The organism is Paraburkholderia fungorum (assembly GCF_046026025.1).
Taxonomy (GTDB): Bacteria; Pseudomonadota; Gammaproteobacteria; order Burkholderiales; family Burkholderiaceae; genus Paraburkholderia; species Paraburkholderia fungorum_E.
In genome coordinates this window covers 31,147-48,205 of the sequence record NZ_JAQQFL010000042.1, presented here as the reverse complement: position 1 = coordinate 48,205, position 17,059 = coordinate 31,147, and the positions used below count along the sequence as shown (strand labels likewise).

Annotated in this window: 17 protein-coding genes; 10 read left to right on the top strand and 7 right to left on the bottom strand. The window is 62.0% G+C overall.

The genetic code is table 11. The features are described 5' to 3' along the window. Nucleotides 1–17: 17 nt before the first annotated feature. Entirely contained in the window at nt 18–827 is an 810-nt protein-coding gene (gene hyi / locus PQR67_RS33210) for a hydroxypyruvate isomerase (protein WP_408467031.1), read from the bottom strand. A 141-nt stretch (nt 828–968) separates the two neighbouring features. Further along, nucleotides 969–2,744 (bottom strand): glyoxylate carboligase, encoded by a 1,776-nt coding sequence (gcl, locus tag PQR67_RS33205; RefSeq protein WP_408467030.1) that lies wholly within the window; start codon nt 2,742–2,744, stop codon nt 969–971. A 370-nt stretch (nt 2,745–3,114) separates the two neighbouring features. Here gcl and PQR67_RS33200 point away from each other — a divergent pair, with 370 nt between their 5' ends. From PQR67_RS33200 to PQR67_RS33155, 10 genes are all read left to right on the top strand, one after another. Further along, a complete protein-coding gene (locus PQR67_RS33200; protein WP_408467029.1) occupies nt 3,115–4,029 on the top strand; it encodes a LysR family transcriptional regulator in 915 nt (304 codons plus the stop codon). A gap of 145 nt (nt 4,030–4,174) precedes the next feature. Then, entirely contained in the window at nt 4,175–4,903 is a 729-nt protein-coding gene (locus PQR67_RS33195) for an RNA polymerase sigma factor (RefSeq protein WP_408467028.1), read from the top strand. Then, nucleotides 4,893–5,810: an anti-sigma factor family protein gene (locus PQR67_RS33190; RefSeq protein ID WP_408467027.1), complete on the top strand. Its 918-nt coding sequence runs from the start codon at nt 4,893–4,895 to the stop codon at nt 5,808–5,810. Before PQR67_RS33195 ends, PQR67_RS33190 begins: the two co-directional genes overlap by 11 nt. 239 nt (nt 5,811–6,049) lie before the next feature. Further along, a complete protein-coding gene (gene rpsF / locus PQR67_RS33185) occupies nt 6,050–6,424 on the top strand; it encodes a 30S ribosomal protein S6 (protein ID WP_144143310.1) in 375 nt (124 codons plus the stop codon). Between the two features lie 50 nt (nt 6,425–6,474). After that, nucleotides 6,475–6,774: a primosomal replication protein N gene (priB, locus tag PQR67_RS33180; protein WP_028196682.1), complete on the top strand. Its 300-nt coding sequence runs from the start codon at nt 6,475–6,477 to the stop codon at nt 6,772–6,774. Nucleotides 6,775–6,776: 2 nt separating this feature from the next. Continuing rightward, nucleotides 6,777–7,052: a 30S ribosomal protein S18 gene (rpsR, locus tag PQR67_RS33175; protein WP_012432802.1), complete on the top strand. Its 276-nt coding sequence runs from the start codon at nt 6,777–6,779 to the stop codon at nt 7,050–7,052. A gap of 27 nt (nt 7,053–7,079) precedes the next feature. Next, on the top strand, nt 7,080–7,532 hold the full coding sequence (gene rplI / locus PQR67_RS33170; protein WP_408467026.1) for a 50S ribosomal protein L9: 453 nt from the start codon (nt 7,080–7,082) through the stop codon (nt 7,530–7,532). 147 nt (nt 7,533–7,679) lie between these two features. Further along, nucleotides 7,680–9,065, top strand: coding sequence for a replicative DNA helicase (locus PQR67_RS33165; RefSeq protein WP_408467025.1), 1,386 nt, complete (start codon nt 7,680–7,682; stop codon nt 9,063–9,065). 140 nt (nt 9,066–9,205) lie between these two features. Next, a complete protein-coding gene (locus PQR67_RS33160) occupies nt 9,206–9,832 on the top strand; it encodes a DUF47 domain-containing protein (RefSeq protein ID WP_408467024.1) in 627 nt (208 codons plus the stop codon). After that, complete coding sequence (locus PQR67_RS33155) at nt 9,832–10,842, top strand: inorganic phosphate transporter (protein WP_408467023.1); 1,011 nt, start codon at nt 9,832–9,834, stop codon at nt 10,840–10,842. Before PQR67_RS33160 ends, PQR67_RS33155 begins: the two co-directional genes overlap by 1 nt. Nucleotides 10,843–10,909: 67 nt before the next feature. Here PQR67_RS33155 and PQR67_RS33150 read toward each other — a convergent pair whose 3' ends face one another. From PQR67_RS33150 to PQR67_RS33130, 5 genes are all read right to left on the bottom strand, one after another. Beyond that, on the bottom strand, nt 10,910–11,713 hold the full coding sequence (locus PQR67_RS33150) for an SDR family oxidoreductase (protein ID WP_120348271.1): 804 nt from the start codon (nt 11,711–11,713) through the stop codon (nt 10,910–10,912). Between the two features lie 188 nt (nt 11,714–11,901). Then, on the bottom strand, nt 11,902–13,113 hold the full coding sequence (locus PQR67_RS33145; protein ID WP_408467022.1) for an NlpC/P60 family protein: 1,212 nt from the start codon (nt 13,111–13,113) through the stop codon (nt 11,902–11,904). A 205-nt stretch (nt 13,114–13,318) separates the two neighbouring features. Beyond that, nucleotides 13,319–15,193: a PhoH family protein gene (locus PQR67_RS33140; RefSeq protein ID WP_408467021.1), complete on the bottom strand. Its 1,875-nt coding sequence runs from the start codon at nt 15,191–15,193 to the stop codon at nt 13,319–13,321. Between the two features lie 347 nt (nt 15,194–15,540). After that, nucleotides 15,541–16,002: a peroxiredoxin gene (locus PQR67_RS33135; RefSeq protein ID WP_054034536.1), complete on the bottom strand. Its 462-nt coding sequence runs from the start codon at nt 16,000–16,002 to the stop codon at nt 15,541–15,543. Between the two features lie 156 nt (nt 16,003–16,158). Continuing rightward, on the bottom strand, nt 16,159–17,052 hold the full coding sequence (locus tag PQR67_RS33130; protein ID WP_408467020.1) for a polysaccharide deacetylase family protein: 894 nt from the start codon (nt 17,050–17,052) through the stop codon (nt 16,159–16,161). Nucleotides 17,053–17,059 lie beyond the last annotated feature (7 nt).

Sequence of the window (17,059 nt, the reverse complement as noted above, 5' to 3'; positions counted from 1 at the left end):
TGCGATCGATGGATCGATCAGACTGCGGCGTGGGCTGCGCCGCGGGTTTGCCCGGCCACGCTTTGCACCCAGCCGAGGCCGGCGGCGGTGGTCGTGCGCGGCTTGTACTCGCAACCGACGTAGCCTTCGTAGCCGAGTGAATCGAGCAGATCGAACAGGAACGGGTAGTTGATTTCGCCGGTGCCCGGTTCGTTGCGGCCGGGGTTGTCGGCGAGCTGGATGTGCGCGATCTGCGGCAGGTTCTTTTTGATCGTCGCCGCGAGTTCGCCTTCCATCCGTTGCATGTGATAGATGTCGTATTGCAGGAACAGATTGTCCGAGCCCACCGCGCGAATCACGTCGAGGCCTTCGCCCGAACGGTTCAGCGCGAAGCCGGGGATGTCGTACGAATTGCACGGCTCGACCAGCAGCTTGATGCCGGCTTTCTTCAGTTCGCCCGCGGCGAAGCGCAGGTTGTCGACGATCGTCGAACGGGCCTTGTCGGCGTCGACGCCCGCCGTCGGAATGCCGACGAGGCAATTCAGTTGCGGTACCTTCAAAGCGGTTGCGTATTCGATCGCGCGGCCGACGCCTTCCTGAAACTCGCTCACGCGATCCGGCAGGCATGCGATGCCACGTTCACCCGTTTCCCAGTTACCCGCGGGCAGGTTGTGCAGCACGAGTTTCAAACGGTTCTGCTGCAGACGTTCGTTCAATTCGGCGATCTGATACGGATACGGAAACAGGAATTCGACGGCGTTGAAGCCCGCGTCCGCTGCTGCCGCGAAGCGGTCGAGGAACGGGACTTCGTTGAACAGCATGGTGAGATTTGCTGCAAATTTCGGCATGGTGCTTGTGTCTCGCTGGTCGGTCAGTGAAATAACTTCATGAGGCGGCTCTGGAATGCCGGGCCGCGCTCATGGGGTGCTCATCAGGTCAGCACGCGAATCGACGCGCGCTTTAAAGCGTGCTTCAAAGCGTCAGGACGCTCAGTCGAGCATGCTGATTGCCGTCGGCGCGTCTTCGCGCTTCTCGGCCAGGTCTTCGAACTCGTTGATCGCGTCGATCTCGGTGCCCATCGAAATGTTGGTCACACGTTCGAGAATCACTTCGACGATCACCGGCACGTTGAACTCGGAGAGCATCGATTGCGCTTTCAGCAGGGCCGGCTTCAGTTCTTCCGGCTTGAACACGCGAATCGCCTTGCAACCCAGGCCTTCGGCAACCGCGACGTGGTCCACGCCGTAGCCGTTCATTTCCGGCGCGTTGATGTTCTCGAAGCCGAGTTGCACGCAGAAGTCCATATCGAACGCGCGCTGTGCCTGACGGATCAAGCCGAGGTACGAGTTGTTCACCACCACATGCACGTACGGCAGCTTGAATTGCGCGCCGGCCGCCAGTTCTTCGATCATGAACTGGAAGTCGTAGTCGCCCGAGAGCGCGACGATCTGGCGTTGCGGGTCTGCTGCACGCACACCGAGTGCTGCCGGAATCGTCCAGCCAAGCGGGCCTGCCTGGCCGCAGTTGATCCAGTTACGCGCCTTGTAGACGTGCAGGAATTGCGCGCCGGCGATCTGCGACAAACCGATCGTGCTCACGTAGCACGTATCGCGGCCGAACACCTGGTTCATCTCTTCGTACACGCGCTGCGGCTTCATCGGCACGTTGTCGAAGTGCGTCTTGCGCAGCATCGTCTGCTTGCGTTGCTGGCAATCGGCGACCCATGCGCTGCGGTCCTTCAGCTTGCCGGCGGCCTTCCATTCCTTCGCCACTTCGATGAACAGTTCGAGCGCGAACTTCGCGTCCGACACGATGCCCAGGTCCGGTCCGAACACGCGGCCGATCTGCGTCGGCTCGATGTCCACGTGCACAAACTTACGGCCCTTGGTGTAAACCTCGACGCTGCCCGTGTGACGGTTCGCCCAGCGATTGCCGATACCGAGCACGAAGTCGGAGGCGAGCATCGTCGCGTTGCCGTAGCGGTGCGAGGTTTGCAAGCCGACCATGCCAGCCATCAGCGGATGGTCGTCAGGGATCGCGCCCCACGACATCAGCGTCGGGATCACCGGCACGCCGACGGTCTCGGCGAATGCCACCAGGAGGTCTTCAGCGGCTGCGTTCAGCACGCCGCCACCCGAGACGATCAACGGCTTTTCAGCGTCATTCAAAAACTTCAACGCGGCTTCGATCTGTTTGCGGGTTGCTTTCGGCTTGTAGACCGGCAGCGGTTCGTACGTGTCGATGTCGAATTCGATTTCGGCGAGTTGCACGTCGATCGGCAGATCGACCAGCACCGGACCCGGACGGCCCGAGCGCATCAGATGGAAAGCCTGCTGGAACACGCGCGGCACCAGCGCCGGTTCGCGCACGGTGACGGCCCACTTGGTGACCGGCTTGGCGATCGATTCGATATCGACGGCCTGGAAGTCTTCCTTGTACAGACGCGCGCGTGGCGCCTGGCCCGTGATAGCCAGAATAGGAATCGAATCAGCCTGAGCGGAGTACAAACCGGTGATCATGTCGGTGCCGGCAGGGCCCGAAGTGCCGATACACACGCCGATGTTGCCCGGCTGGGCGCGCGTATAGCCTTCGGCCATGTGCGACGCGCCTTCGACGTGACGGGCCAGCACGTGGCTGATGCTGCCTGCCTTGCGCATGGCCGAGTAGAACGGGTTGATTGCTGCGCCCGGAACGCCGAATGCGGTGTTGATGCCTTCTTTTTCGAGCACCAGCACGGCTGCGTCGACGGCTCTCATCTTGGCCATGAATGTCTCCTGAATGTCTGAGGTGGGCGAATAAGCGGGGTAACGAATTCGCTGACGGATGTGCAAACCAAAGGTGTTGATCGAACTGTAGGCTTCACCTAAAGGTTTGATAAGATCAGTCCAGGTCGCTTATTTCGAAACAAAAAGTATGGAATGGCGCCTGGCTTGCCTGTCTGGATGGGCCGCCGCGATGCGTGGGACGCGAGTAGGTGCTTTGCATGGGACCGGAGTAAGCGCTAAAGCGCCAACTCCGGGCGACTGCTCTGCATGGGCCCGGAGTAAGCGCTAAAGCGCCAACTCCGGGCGACTGCTCTGCATGGGACCCGAGTAAGCGCTAAAGCGCTAACTCGGGGCGACACAGGAGACAAAAATGGATCGCTTCAAACAGATCGAAACTTTCGTGCGTGTCGCCGACGCGGGCAGTCTCGCCGCGGCCGCGCTGGAAGAGGGCGTGTCGCCGGTAATTCTCGGGCGCCGCATCGACGCGCTCGAAAAGCGCCTCGGCGTGAAATTGATGTACCGCTCGACGCGGCGCCTCGTGGTCAGCGAAGACGGCGCGGCATTTCTCGAGCGCTGCCGTGGCCTGCTCACCGAATGGGATCAGGCGGAAAACGAGCTGAGCGCCGGACGGCGTGCGGTGAACGGCCATCTGATCGTGTCCGCGCCGGCCGCATTCGGGCGCAAGCACGTCGCACCGCTGGCGCCGGCTTTTCTCGCCGACAAGCCGGAATTGCAGGTGTCGTTCAACCTGACCGACCGGGTCGTGGATCTGGTGCGTGAGGGCTATGACCTGTCGATCCGGATCGGCGGCGCGGTCGATCCGAATTTCGTTGCGGTGAAGCTGGCGTCGAACCGGCGCGTGGTGTGCGGCACGCCGGAATATTTTCGCCAATACGGTAAGCCGAAAACGCTCGAAGATCTGCCGCAGCACAACTGCCTGGCGTTCAACCTGCAAGGCGGCCAGAACCGCGGCTGGTACTTCCGCCGCAATGGCAAGCTGGCAACGGTGCGAGTGGGCGGCACGCTCGACTGCAACGACGGCGAATTGCTGCACCGCTGGGTGTCCGAGGGGCTCGGGCTCGGCTGGCGCTCCACATGGGAAATCCAGCAGCAACTGGCGCGCGGCGAACTGGAAACCGTACTGGATGAATTCGCGCTGCCCGACTACGACATTCTGGCGGTCTATCCGCAGCAGCGTTATGTGCCGGCCAAGGTGCGCTACTTCATCGATTATCTGAAAGAGGTGTACGCCAGCGAGGATTACTGGAATCGCCCGGCTTACTAGCGGGCTGGATAGCGACTTGGAACAGCAGCTCAAATAATCAGATTCAGGCTGAAGGCGGGAATAAACTCGGCGTGTGGCCGGTTATGCATGATGAGCGGGTGAAAACGAGTCACCGAGCCTAGCCGCAACGCCCTGGAGGGACCAGGTGGTCCAAACCGATTCAGACGCCGCCCGCGCGCACGTCGATACCGACGCCGATGCAGCAAGAAGCCGCCGTTTTCAGCAGCTGGCTTTGCCGCATCTCGACGCCGCGTACAACCTTGCGCGCTGGCTGTGCGGGAACGCCAACGACGCCGACGACGTCGTGCAGGAAGCGTTCATGCGCGCGTTCCGTTTCTTCGACACCTTCCGTGGCGACTCGGCGCGGCCGTGGCTGCTCGCGATCGTGCGCCGTACCTGGTACACGGAGTGGCGCCGGCGCGCGTCGTCGCACGAGATGGTCGAGTTCGACGACACCATGGACGACGCGGTCTTCGACGGCTGGAGCGCGGGCGGCGCGGATCCGCAGACGCTCCTGATCCGCAACGAGGATACGAAGCTCGTGCACGATGCCCTCGCGCAGTTGCCGGTCGAATACCGCGAGGTGTTGATCCTGCGGGAGCTCGAAGAAATGGGCTATCGCGAGATCGCGATGGTGGCCGATGTGCCGATCGGCACGGTGATGTCGCGGCTCGCGCGGGGCCGGCGCAAGCTGGCCGCGCTGCTGGGCGCGAAGCAGGAAGGGGGCGGTGCGCCGCGCGCCACGACGTCAGGCGCGTGCACGACGCCCACGGCATCGGTCACGCCACTGCGGGCGGCCTCCAACGGCCGTCCATCCAACAACCCCGGCGCAAGTGCCGCCGGCTTAGCTCAGGAGACGCCAGATGGACTGTAACGAAGCGCGGCCGCTCCTCGATGCGAACGCCGACCACGAATTGCCCGCGCCGGACGCTCAGCGTGTCCAGCAGCACATCGAGACTTGCGACGCTTGCCGGCGGGAAAGCGAAAACCTGCATGTGTTGAGCGAGTCTTTGCGCGCACAGCCTTACCACCGCGCGCCAGATGCTCTGCGCGCCCGGATTCTTGCGGCCCTCCCGGGGGGCGATATTGCTGCCCGTGAGCCGGTCGAAACCCCACCGGCCGCCACGCAGCCGAGGCCGAAGCGAAGCTGGCTGGGTCACTGGCTGAGGGGCTGGTGGCCTCCGCAAGGTGCGATGGGCCGGCCCGGCGGGGGCGCGGGCGCCGCGATCGGGCAGGGATGGCTCGTCGCACTGGTGGTCGCGCTCGGTGCGGTGGCGGTGGGTGTGACAATGAACGCGCATCGTCCCGTAGAAGCCGGTCCGTTTGCGGATGAACTGGTCGAAAGCCATGTGCGGGCGCAAATGTCCGGTCACGACATCGACGTCATTTCGACTGATCGGCACACGGTCAAGCCGTGGTTCAACGGCCGGATCGACTATTCGCCACCGGTCGAGGACCTCGCGGCAAACGGTTTTCCGCTTGAAGGCGGCCGCCTGGATTACATCGGGCATCAGCGGGTGGCGGTGTTGGTGTACCGCTATCAGAAGCACATCATCGACGTCTACGTGTTTCCGGAGGCGCGCTCCACTGACGCTGGACGAGAAGCGGCCACTGGGCCGTCGATGGCGCAGACCCGCGAGGGTTACTCACTGGCGCACTGGAACGCGCAGGGGATGACCTGGTGGGCTGTCACCGACGCCGCACCGGACGCGCTCAGCGGGCTTGAAACGGCGCTGAAAGCCCGTCTGGCGGGCGGCAGCGAGCAGACCGAGGGGGGGTAAAATGGCCGTCGCGTGCGCGATCCGGCGGGGATGCTGCCGGGCGCGCATGGAGGGCGGTCGCCTGGCCCGCTGCCTGGCCGTTTGTCCGCTTCGTCCTAAACCCTTGAAAACACACCCGATTCGGGCGTCGTTTTAACAGGATATCTTGCAACCCGGCCCTAATCGGGTTACACTCTTTGGCTTCTCACTTGCCACACCGGTTCCGACGCCCGGGTGGCTTTAATCCACAAGGAGTGAATATGCGTCATTACGAAATCGTATTTATCGTGCATCCGGATCAAAGCGAGCAAGTGCCCGCAATGATCGAGCGTTACAAGTCCACGATCACCTCGCACGGTGGCCAGATCCACCGTATCGAAGACTGGGGCCGTCGCCAACTGGCCTACATGATCGAGAAACTCGCTAAGGCTCACTACGTCTGCATGAACATCGAATGCGACCAAGCCACGCTCGACGAGCTGGAACACGCATTCAAGTTCAACGACGCTGTTCTGCGTCACCTGATCGTCAAGCTGAAGAAGGCCGAAACCGGCCCGTCGCCGATGATGAAGGAAGTGCAGCGCGAAGAAGCCAAGAAGTCGGCTGCTACGCAACCGTCCGAAGCGCAGGCTTAAGACACACTATTTAAGCTACCAGATCAAGCGTCGCTCTCGACCAGGGTTACATGAATCGGCTGCAACTCACGGCCAGCGTCGTTGAACGCGAACCGGTGCGGTATACCCCCGCCGGCGTTCCGATTGCAGGCTGCACGTTGCACCACCGCACGGAAGTCGTCGAAGCCGGTATTGCCCGGCAAGTCGAACTGACCATGCAGGCGGTAGCCGCAGGCGAGGCGAGCGGTAAGCTCGAAGGCTGTCAGATGGGCGTGGAAACGCTCTTCACAGGCTTTCTGGCAAAAAAGCACCGCAACGCAAGAACACTGGTATTTCACATCACAGAATTGCAGGACATTGGAAAGGACTGAACATGCCCCGCCCGACTGGTAAGAAATTCGACAAACGTCGTCAGCAACAAAATCCGCTCTTCAAGCGCAAGAAGTTCTGCCGTTTCACGGCCGCTAACGTCGATCACATCGACTACAAAGACCTCGAAACGCTGAAGGACTTCATCGGCGAAAACGGCAAGATCACGCCGGCGCGTCTCACGGGTACGAAGTCGCACTATCAACGCCAGCTGGATACGGCAATCAAGCGCGCACGTTTCCTCGCGCTGGTGCCGTACACCGACCAGCACAAGGCCTAACCCGACGACGCGATAAGGAGTATCCGAATGCAAATTATTCTTCTGGAAAAAGTCGTCAATCTGGGCAACCTGGGCGATATCGTGAAGGTCAAGGACGGTTACGCACGTAACTTCCTGATCCCGAACAAGCAAGCTCGTCGTGCAACGAAGGAAGCCCTGGCTGAATTCGAAGTTCGCCGCGCTGAACTCGAAAAGACCGCCGCTGAAAAGCTGGCTGCTGCTCAAGCTCAAGGCGAAAAGCTGGCCGGCTCGACGGTTCAGATCAATCAGAAGGCTGGTGTCGACGGCCGTCTGTTTGGTTCGGTGACGAACGCCGACATCGCTGACGCTTTGGTCAAGCTCGGCTTCGCAGTGGAAAAGGCGCAAGTGCGTCTGCCGGAAGGCCCGCTGAAGCTGGTTGGCGAACACGCTGTTCAGATCTCGCTGCACACCGACGTTCTCGTCGATGTGAACGTGGCTGTGATCGGCGAACACGTCTAAGCATCAGACTAGTATCTGCCAGGACGTTGCTGGCGAAAGGCAGGGGCCGGGTGACCGGCCCCTGCCTTTTTTATTGCCCGTTTTCGATGTATCGAAGTATCGGTTTTTGATTTCCCTCCGCGCGCATTTACCCGATAATTCCTCTCCATGAACGCACCGTCCAAAGATCCCCAAATCGAGTCGCTGAAGGTCCCGCCGCATTCGATCGAAGCCGAGCAGTCGGTGCTGGGCGGCCTGCTGCTCGACAACGCGGCATGGGACCGCATCGCCGACTTCCTGTCGCAGAGCGATTTTTACCGATACGACCACCGCATCATTTTTGAGCACATCGGCAAGCTGATCGCGGCAACGCGTCCGGCCGACGTGATTACCGTGTATGAGGCGCTCGGCACTTCAGGCAAGGCGGAAGAGGTCGGCGGTCTCGCGTACCTGAACGCGCTGGCGCAGAACACGCCGAGCGCGGCCAATATCCGCCGCTACGCGGAAATCGTGCGCGATCGTGCTGTATTGCGCCGCCTTGTCTCTGTCGCCGACGAAATTTCTGCCGACGCTTTCAATCCGCAGGGCAAGGAAGTCCGCCAGTTGCTGGACGAGGCGGAGTCGAAGGTGTTTTCGATCGCCGAAGACGGCGCGCGCGGTACGCAGGGTTTTCTGGAAATCGGCCCTTTGCTGACCCAGGTGGTCGAGCGGATCGACACGCTGTATCACACCGCCAATCCGAGCGACGTGACCGGCACGCCGACTGGCTTCGTCGATCTGGACCGCATGACGTCCGGTATGCACGGCGGCGAGCTGATCATTGTGGCGGGGCGCCCGTCGATGGGTAAAACGGCGTTTTCGATGAACGTCGGCGAATACGTGGCGGTGGAGTATGGCCTGCCGGTCGCGGTGTTCTCCATGGAAATGCCGGGCTCGCAACTCACCATGCGTATGCTGGGTTCGGTCGGCCGGCTCGACCAGCACCGCATGCGCACTGGCCGCCTGACTGACGAGGATTGGCCGAAGCTCACGCACGCGGTGCAGAAAATGAGCGAGGCGCAGATTTTCATCGACGAAACCGGCGGCTTGAACCCGATGGAATTGCGCTCCCGCGCGCGTCGTTTATCGCGCCAGTGCGGCAAGCTGGGCTTGATCATCATCGACTATTTGCAGTTGATGAGCGGGTCGTCGTCGGGCGAAAACCGGGCAACCGAAATCTCGGAAATCTCGCGCTCGCTCAAGAGTCTGGCCAAGGAACTCGACGTGCCGGTCATCGCGTTGTCGCAGCTTAACCGCGGTCTCGAACAGCGGCCGAACAAGCGGCCAATCATGTCCGACTTGCGCGAATCCGGCGCTATCGAACAGGATGCGGACGTGATTCTGTTCATCTATCGCGATGAGGTGTACAACCCGGACAGCCCGGACAAGGGCACGGCGGAGATCATCATCGGTAAGCAGCGGAATGGTCCGATCGGCCCTGTTCGGCTCACGTTCCATGGTCAATTCACGAAGTTCGATAATTTTGCCGGCGCGCAGAATTTCTACAGCGACTAAAGAAGTTGCTGCGGCGGTGACGGCGGAGATAACTGCCGGACCTGTTGTAACGACGCCTTCAAAAGTGCGGCATCGATCCCGGAACGGTACAATGTGGCGGTTTTATGTCAGCCATAATGTGACCAATTTTCGGGATCCCAATGTTCGGTCGATTCATGCCCACCGAGGGCAAGTTCTTTGAAATTTTCAATGCGCACGCAACGTGCATCGTCTCAGCAAGCCGTGAACTCGAGCTGCTGATCGACAACCTGCAGGACGCCGAGACCCACAAGCAAAACGTGCAGAAGGCCGAAAAGGCCGCTGACAAGCTCACGCACGAAGCCATCGACCTGCTGCACAAGACCTTCATCACGCCGCTCGACCGCGACGAGATCCACAAGCTGATCACCACAATGGACGACATCCTCGATCTGATGGAGGACGTCGCCACCGCTATCTCGCTGTACGACGTGCAGGCGGTGACCTCCGAAGCGAGCCAGTTGGCGCACATCTGCACGGCGACCTCCGAGCGCGTGCAGTACGCCGTCAGTCTGCTGTCGGACATGAAGCAGGCGAGCCAGATCCTGAAGGCATGCGAGGACATCGACCGTCTGGAGTCGGAAGCCGACCGCGTGCTGCGTTCGGCCATGTCGAAACTTTTCCGCGAAGAAGACAACGTCAAGACGCTGATCAAGCTGAAGGCGATCTACGAACTGCTCGAAACGATCACCGACAAGTGTGAAGACGTGGCGAACATCATCGAAGGCATCGTGCTGGAAAACGCATAATGCAATCGATACAACTCGCTATCTGGGTCGTCGCCGGCCTGGTCGCCGTCGCACTGATTTTCGACTTCATGAATGGCTTCCACGACGCAGCGAATTCGATCGCCACGGTCGTGTCGACCGGTGTACTGAAGCCGCAGCAGGCCGTGGCCTTCGCGGCGGCGTTCAACGTGATCGCGTATTTCGTGTTCCACCTGAAAGTGGCGCAGACGGTCGGCAAGGGCACGATCGATCCGGCTATCGTCGACCACTACGTCATTTTTGGCGCGCTGGTGGGGGCGATCGGCTGGAACATCATCACGTGGCATTACGGTATTCCGTCCAGCTCATCGCATGCGCTGATCGGTGGGCTGGTGGGCGCGGCGCTGGCCAAGTCAGGCTGGGGGTCGCTCAATATCGACGGATTGATGAAGACGGTTGCCTTCATTTTCATCTCCCCGCTGCTCGGTTTCGTCCTTGGCTCGTTCTTCATGCTGGCCGTATCGTGGATCTACTTCCGCACACCGCCGAGCAAGGTCGACCGGCGCTTCCGGCGTCTGCAACTGGTTTCCGCGGGCTTGTATAGCCTCGGCCACGGCGGTAACGACGCGCAGAAAACCATCGGCATCATCTGGATGCTGCTGATCGCGACCGGCTACGCCTCATCGATCGCCGACGCTCCGCCGCTGTGGGTGATCGGCGGCTGCTATCTGTCGATGGGTATCGGCACCTTGTTCGGTGGCTGGCGGATTGTGCGCACGATGGGCCAGAAGATCACCAAGCTGAAGCCCGTCGGTGGTTTTTGTGCCGAGACAGGTGGGGCGATTACGCTGTTCACCGCGTCCTGGCTTGGCATTCCGGTGTCCACCACGCATACGATTACCGGCGCGATCGTCGGTGTCGGCGCGACGCAGAAGTTGAGCGCGGTGCGTTGGGGCGTGGCCGGCAACATCGTCTGGGCGTGGATTCTGACGATCCCGGCCTCGGCAGCGCTCTCCGCGGCTGCCTGGTGGCTCGGCCACCGCTTCCTGTAAGCGCCAAGCGGAACAGCGCGGACGGCTTGCGGTCCGCGCTGATAAAGCTGTTGACAAAGCGCGTCGCTCAGATCAGCGGCGCGCTGCCTCCATCCATCGGGACGATTGCGCCCGTCACGTAGCTCGCGCGGCGACTCGCCAGAAACAGCGCGACGTCAGCGATTTCTTCCGGTTTTGCATAGCGTCCGAGCGGCACTTTAGCTTGCCCGCGCGCTAACGCGTCCGCGCTTTCGATGCCTTGCTGCGACGCTTCCAGTTTGACCGCTTCCTCGACGCGCTCGGTCAGCGTCGAACCTGGATTGATCGCGTTGATACGAATGCCGTAGCGCGCGTAGTAGTGAGCGAGGCCGACGGTGGCGAGCATCAGCGCGGCATTGGCGGCGCCACCGGCGATATGGATATCGCTCGCGATTTTGCCGCCCATGCCGATGATGTTGACGATCGTGCCGGGTGCGCCGCCGCCGGCTTTCACGCGCTCGGCCATGCGCTTCAGCACTTCCTGCTGCGGGTAAATGTAGGGGAAATACTTGGCTTCCATGGTCGCGCGGAACGCGTCGGCATCCAGCGTTTCCGGGTCGTAGCGGCGGGCTGCGCCAGCGCTGTTGATCAGTACGTCGATTGGGCCGACTGCGGTGGAGACTTCCTCGACGATATCCGCTGCGCTGTGCGGTTCGTGCAGGTCGGCGCGGGTCCGATGCACGTTCAGGCCTTCCTGCTTCAACTGTTCGTAAGCGCGCGCGAGATTGGCGGGGTCGCGCGAAACGATCGCCACCTTCGCCCCCTCGAGGGCGAACGCCCGGGCGCAGGCGAACCCGATCCCTTTGCTGCCGCCCGTGATCAACACCACCTTGTCTTTCAGCCCGAGATCCATCGTCATCACCTGCTGTCGGAAGAATATCGATGACGATAGCAGATCGGCAGCGCAGCGGGGATGGACGGGATCGAGGTGCGGAGTGTGGGCGCTGCGCTGAGCGATCTGGCTGCGGTGGTGCGGCTACGTGCCACCGCGCCACAAGCTACTGCTTGGGCCAAGAGCCACGACGGGCTTGAACGCAACCCTTAGAAATTGCCGTTGGCGAAACGCGCGATCGGGTCGTCGGAGGTTTGCGTGGGGGCAGGGATGCCGCGTGACGCGGTCGAGGCGCGCATGATCCGCACACCGGCTCTCCCGTCCGCTTGCTGAGCCTGGCGTGCGGCGACTGAAGCGGGTGGCGGCGGCTCGAATGCATCGGCGGCGGCGTCGATCGGATCCGGCGCGCGGGCGGCAGCCATTGGCGGTTCAGCGCGCGCGGTCGCCGTCTGCTGATTCGAGGTGCTCGCGGCCGCGTCGACCGTACTCGCTTGCACGGCTGGCTGGGGCGCCGCAGACACCGCGCCTGCCGCGCGCGCTTGCATCTGCGCGGCGCTCATGCCGGGCGGCGGCGGCTCGAACGGATCAGCTTGGGGCGTCGGCGCCAGCGCTGCGGCAGTGGCTACCGTAGGTTGGCCGTTCGCAGTCAGCGGGGCACGAATGGCCGCCGCGACACGAGCCGGTTGTTGCGGAGCCACCGCGTTCGCCGTATAGCCGGAAGCCTGTGATGCAACAGGCGTTGCCGCATAGCCCGAAGATTGCGCCGCCAGTGCGGTGCTCGCATAAGCCTGCGCGGGCCGAGTTTGGGCCGCCGGCGCGACACGTTCGGGTTGAGGCGCCGCTGCCTGATAGCTCGGTGTATCGAACGGCGCGGGTGTCGCAGCCGGCGCCGCCACGCGACGAATACCGTCGAAGCGCTTGGCCCAATACGGATTGGTCAGATAGTCGAGCCGCACGGTGCCGCCCGTCGACGGTGCGTTGACAAAGCGCAGCTTGCCCACATAAATGCCGACGTGCGAATGTGCGCGCCCGGTGGTGTTGAAGAAAATCAGATCGCCCGGCGCGATTTCATCCGGTTCGATCGATTCACCGCGGCCGCTCATGTCCGCCGTGGTGCGCGGCAGATTGACAGAGGCGGCGCGTGACACGACATAGCGAACCAATCCGCTGCAATCGAAGCCGCTATCGGGCGTATTGCCACCCCAGCGGTATGGAATACCGACCAGGCTCATCGCCTGGATGGAGATTTCCTCACGCCCGATGCTGTGATCGACAAAATTCGGGAAACCCGGCGGTGGCGCATGATAAGCGCCGTTCGTCACCACGACCGACGAACCCGGCCCGCGCGATGTCTTTTGCGGCGCGCCGGCGCAAGCGGCGAGCAGCAAAACGGTCAGCAGCGAGAAGGCGAGTCGGCGCATGAAGACGAAGAGAGCGGTAAACGCTCGTTTAATGGCGGACGATGTCGGGATGGTAGCCCGTCAAACCTAGCTCAGGCAAGAATTCTTGATAAATTACTTGAAGTTTGCGCGCTAAGTGTTGCCCGTCGTGAACGCGCGTGAAATAAAAAAGCCGTGTCCGGGCGAACCCGAACACGGCTTTTGGTTAAAGCTAACGCGTTGAAGCTTAAAGAATTTCCGACGCGTAATCCGCGAGGCGCGAACGTTCGCCGCGCGCCAGCGTCACGTGCCCGCTGTGCGCCCAACCCTTGAAGCGGTCGACCACGTACGTCAGACCCGAGCTGCCTTCCGTGAGGTAAGGCGTATCGATCTGCGCGATATTGCCGAGACAGATGATCTTCGTGCCCGGACCGGCGCGCGTGACCAGCGTCTTCATCTGCTTCGGCGTCAGGTTTTGCGCCTCGTCGATGATCAGATACTTGTCCACGAACGTGCGGCCGCGCATGAAGTTCATGCTCTTGACCTTCAGGCGCGAGCGGATCAGTTCCTGAGTCGCGGCGCGGCCCCATTCGCCGGCGGCGTCGTCGGTTTTCTGCAGGACTTCGAGGTTGTCGTCGAATGCACCCATCCACGGCTGCATTTTTTCCTCTTCCGTACCCGGCAGGAAGCCGATGTCTTCACCGACCGGCACCGTTGCACGCGTCACGATGATCTCGTTGTAGCGCTTGTCGTCGAGCACCTGCGCCAGGCCGGCCGCGAGCGCGACCAGCGTCTTGCCGGTGCCGGCCTGACCCAGCAGCGTGACGAAGTCGATCTCCGGATTCATCAACAGGTTCAGCGCGAAGTTCTGCTCGCGATTGCGCGCCGTGATGCCCCACACGTTGTTCTTGTGGTGGCCGTAGTCGCGCAAGGTTTGCAGCAGCGCCGTCTTGCCGTTGAGCTCGCGCACCAGCGCGTGAAACGCCGGCTCGCCGTTCTGCGGTTCCAGATAGACGAACTCGTTCACCAGCATCGAGGCGCACAGCGGACCCGTCACGCGGTAATACGTGGTGCCGGTTTTGGTGTCCTGCCAGCTCTCCATGCCCTTCGCGTGCTTGGTCCAGAAATCCTGCGGCAGCGCGCGGATACCCGAGTACAGCAAATCGCTGTCTTCGAGCACCTGGTCGTTGAAATAATCTTCCGCGGGCAGACCGAGCGCATGCGCCTTGATGCGCATGTTGATGTCTTTCGACACCAGCACGACCTGGCGATCCATCCGGTCGCGCTGCAGCGCGCGCACCACGCCGAGAATCTGGTTGTCGGCCTTGCCTTCCGGCAGACCTTCGACCGGCTCGATGGCGTTGAGCTTGGTCTGGAAGTACAGGCGCCCGGACGCCTCACGGCTGCCGAGACGCGCCAGCGAAATGCCGTCCGAGATATTGCCGGCGTTCGCCACCAACGCGTCCAGCGTGCGGCTCACCTGGCGAGCGTTACGCGCGACTTCGGACATGCCCTTCTTGTGGTTGTCCAGTTCTTCCAACGTCATCATCGGCAGATAGACGTCGTGTTCCTCGAAACGGAACAGGCAGCTTGGATCGTGCATCAGCACGTTCGTGTCGAGCACGAAAAGCTTCTGCATTTCGAGCGGGTCTGCGGCTGCGCCGCGCTTCTTGCTGGTGCCACGTGTGCTGGGTGCTACGGCTGCGGGCGTGCTGGCGGCCGGATCTTTCGCGCTTGGCGCGCGCGCGACGACCGGCTGCGATTTTGCAGCGGGCGCGGAAACAGCAACCGGCTCGGCTTGCGGACGGGCAGCGGGAACCGGTTGCAGCAAGGCGGCGGTCTGCTTCGATTTGCGTCCACGCGCCGGTGCAGCTTGCTCGGCGGATGCGGACGCAACAGGGGAGGCCGACGATGCCGGCACGGGCCGCAACGTGGTCGCGGCATTGGCGGCGTGCGCCATCGGTGTGGCAACGTTCGCGCGGCCGTAATCGGCCGACTCTGCTGATTCCCCTCCGACTGCCTGTTTCTTCGCGGCGGAGCGCGCCGGCGTGGCGGCTTTGGCCTTGTATTCGTCAGGCGGCAGGAGATTGCCGAGCTTGCTGGGGGGGGTAGGCAAAGGCATGGTTTCCCTCGAATTATTCGGGTCACATTTCGTGCGCCGCCTGTCGCATTCTGCCGGTGCCAGTGAGTGCGCACGCAGTTTGCGCCCGGAGGCGCGCATTCGGTCTAGAGATGCCGGTTCGCCTGGTCTTCGATCGGCTCCTTAACGGAAACGCGTAGCCGAGTGAACGATCGGCCGCGCGCAATTAAAAAAGCCGCCGCCCCGGCGTACGGGACAAGCGGCTCGCCTTCGGTTATCGCGTTGCCCCTCACGACTTCGACGGAACCGGAAAAACGGCCGTCAAGTCTGGCGCAGCGACGAAAAGTGTGGGGTGGACAGGCACTCATTGGAACCCAATATAACGCGCCTCAAAGCGCTTGTACAGCCTCCAGAATGTCATCGACATGCCCTGGCACTTTCACGCCGCGCCACTCCTGGCGCAGCACGCCTTCGGCGTCGATCAGGAACGTGGAGCGTTCGATCCCACGCACTTCTTTGCCATACATTTTCTTCAATTTCATGACGCCGAAGAGTGCACACAAAGTTTCCTCAGGGTCCGAGATCAACGGAAACGGTAGTTCGAGCTTTGCCTTGAAATTGTCATGGGAGCGCAGGCTGTCGCGTGACACGCCGAGAATTTCTGCGCCGGCTTTCTTGAACTTCGGATACAGATCGCGGAATTGCAGACCTTCGGTCGTGCAGCCCGGCGTATTGTCCTTCGGGTAGAAATACAGCACCACCTTCTTGCCCCGCAGCTTGGACAGCGTGATCTCGCCACCGGTAGCGGGGGCGGTGAAGTCGGGGATGGGTTGGTCGACTGCGATGGGCACGAGGTTCTCCGGTTGTTATGGCCGACGCCGCAGCACTTGCACTTGCAACTGCTGCGGCGCCGGCCTGGCATCGAGGCTTTCGGGGAGGGCGACTGGCGCGTGTGGTGGTCGCTCGCGCGGCGGCCGGGTCGTCAGTGCGGGCTATGGATTGACCAGTCAGGGCTGGACAATCAACTCGCCGGAGCGGCCTGGAATTTCGCCCCATGTAACAGGGTACGATGGCAGCGTGCTGCGGTCCAGCGTGGCGTAGTAATCGCCCATGGTCGCGAAGGTGTGGCCTTGCGCGCGCCAGCCTTCCAGCAGCTGTTCGAAAATCGGCGCGAGCTTTTGTCCTTCGAGTTCCGCGTGCAGCGTGAACACCTGATCGTGCGGATTGTTTTCGGTGTGCTTCAGCATCCATGCGGCGACGTTGTGCTCGTCGACCCCATCCACGCCGAGTACTTCGTCGAGCGTGGGCAGCGTGGTGGGCATTTGCACATGCGACAGTTGCCTGCCGTTGAGCACCGGCAGATACGGCGAGTGGCCACGGCCGTCGGACGCGTAATGCATGCCCCACGCGTCGATCTGCTCGAACGCATGACCGTTCATCTGCCAGCCCGCCGCGCCGTGCGTGGCGGGCGGCGCGCCGAAGATCGCAATGAAGCGGTTGAAGCTCTTCTGCATCTGCTTCTCGGTCCACTCGCGGTCTTGCGAGCGCACATTGTCCTGCCAGTAAACGTGGTCCCACGTGTGGATGCCACATTCGAAACCGGCTTCATGAATCGCGCGCATTTCCGCGGCGGTCTTCACGCCAATGTCGGGTCCAGGCAGCAGCACGCCGTACATCAATTGCCTGATGCCGTAATGTTCGACCACCGACGTGCGCGACACCTTCTTCAGAAAGCCCGGGCGCAACACGCGGCGCATTGCCCAACCGGTGTGGTCGGGCCCGAGGCTGAAGAGGAAAGTGGCGCGCGCCTTGAAGCGGTCGAAGATACGGGCGAGATTCGGCACGCCTTCGCGGGTGCCGCGCAGCGTGTCGACGTCGATCTTCAGGACGATGCGAGCCAAGGATCAG

Excerpts from the sequence above, each read along its gene's own strand:
- PQR67_RS33150 (WP_120348271.1), bottom strand. The coding sequence starts at position 11,713 with ATGGATCTCGGGCTGAAAGACAAGGTGGTGTTGATCACGGGCGGCAGC.
- PQR67_RS33190 (WP_408467027.1), top strand. The coding sequence starts at position 4,893 with ATGGACTGTAACGAAGCGCGGCCGCTCCTCGATGCGAACGCCGACCAC.
- rpsF (WP_144143310.1), top strand. The coding sequence starts at position 6,050 with ATGCGTCATTACGAAATCGTATTTATCGTGCATCCGGATCAAAGCGAG.
- rpsR (WP_012432802.1), top strand. The coding sequence starts at position 6,777 with ATGCCCCGCCCGACTGGTAAGAAATTCGACAAACGTCGTCAGCAACAA.
- PQR67_RS33165 (WP_408467025.1), top strand. The coding sequence starts at position 7,680 with ATGAACGCACCGTCCAAAGATCCCCAAATCGAGTCGCTGAAGGTCCCG.
- rplI (WP_408467026.1), top strand. The coding sequence starts at position 7,080 with ATGCAAATTATTCTTCTGGAAAAAGTCGTCAATCTGGGCAACCTGGGC.
- PQR67_RS33155 (WP_408467023.1), top strand. The coding sequence starts at position 9,832 with ATGCAATCGATACAACTCGCTATCTGGGTCGTCGCCGGCCTGGTCGCC.
- gcl (WP_408467030.1), bottom strand. The coding sequence starts at position 2,744 with ATGGCCAAGATGAGAGCCGTCGACGCAGCCGTGCTGGTGCTCGAAAAA.
- hyi (WP_408467031.1), bottom strand. The coding sequence starts at position 827 with ATGCCGAAATTTGCAGCAAATCTCACCATGCTGTTCAACGAAGTCCCG.
- PQR67_RS33160 (WP_408467024.1), top strand. The coding sequence starts at position 9,206 with ATGTTCGGTCGATTCATGCCCACCGAGGGCAAGTTCTTTGAAATTTTC.
- PQR67_RS33200 (WP_408467029.1), top strand. The coding sequence starts at position 3,115 with ATGGATCGCTTCAAACAGATCGAAACTTTCGTGCGTGTCGCCGACGCG.
- priB (WP_028196682.1), top strand. The coding sequence starts at position 6,475 with ATGAATCGGCTGCAACTCACGGCCAGCGTCGTTGAACGCGAACCGGTG.
- PQR67_RS33140 (WP_408467021.1), bottom strand. The coding sequence starts at position 15,193 with ATGCCTTTGCCTACCCCCCCCAGCAAGCTCGGCAATCTCCTGCCGCCT.
- PQR67_RS33145 (WP_408467022.1), bottom strand. The coding sequence starts at position 13,113 with ATGCGCCGACTCGCCTTCTCGCTGCTGACCGTTTTGCTGCTCGCCGCT.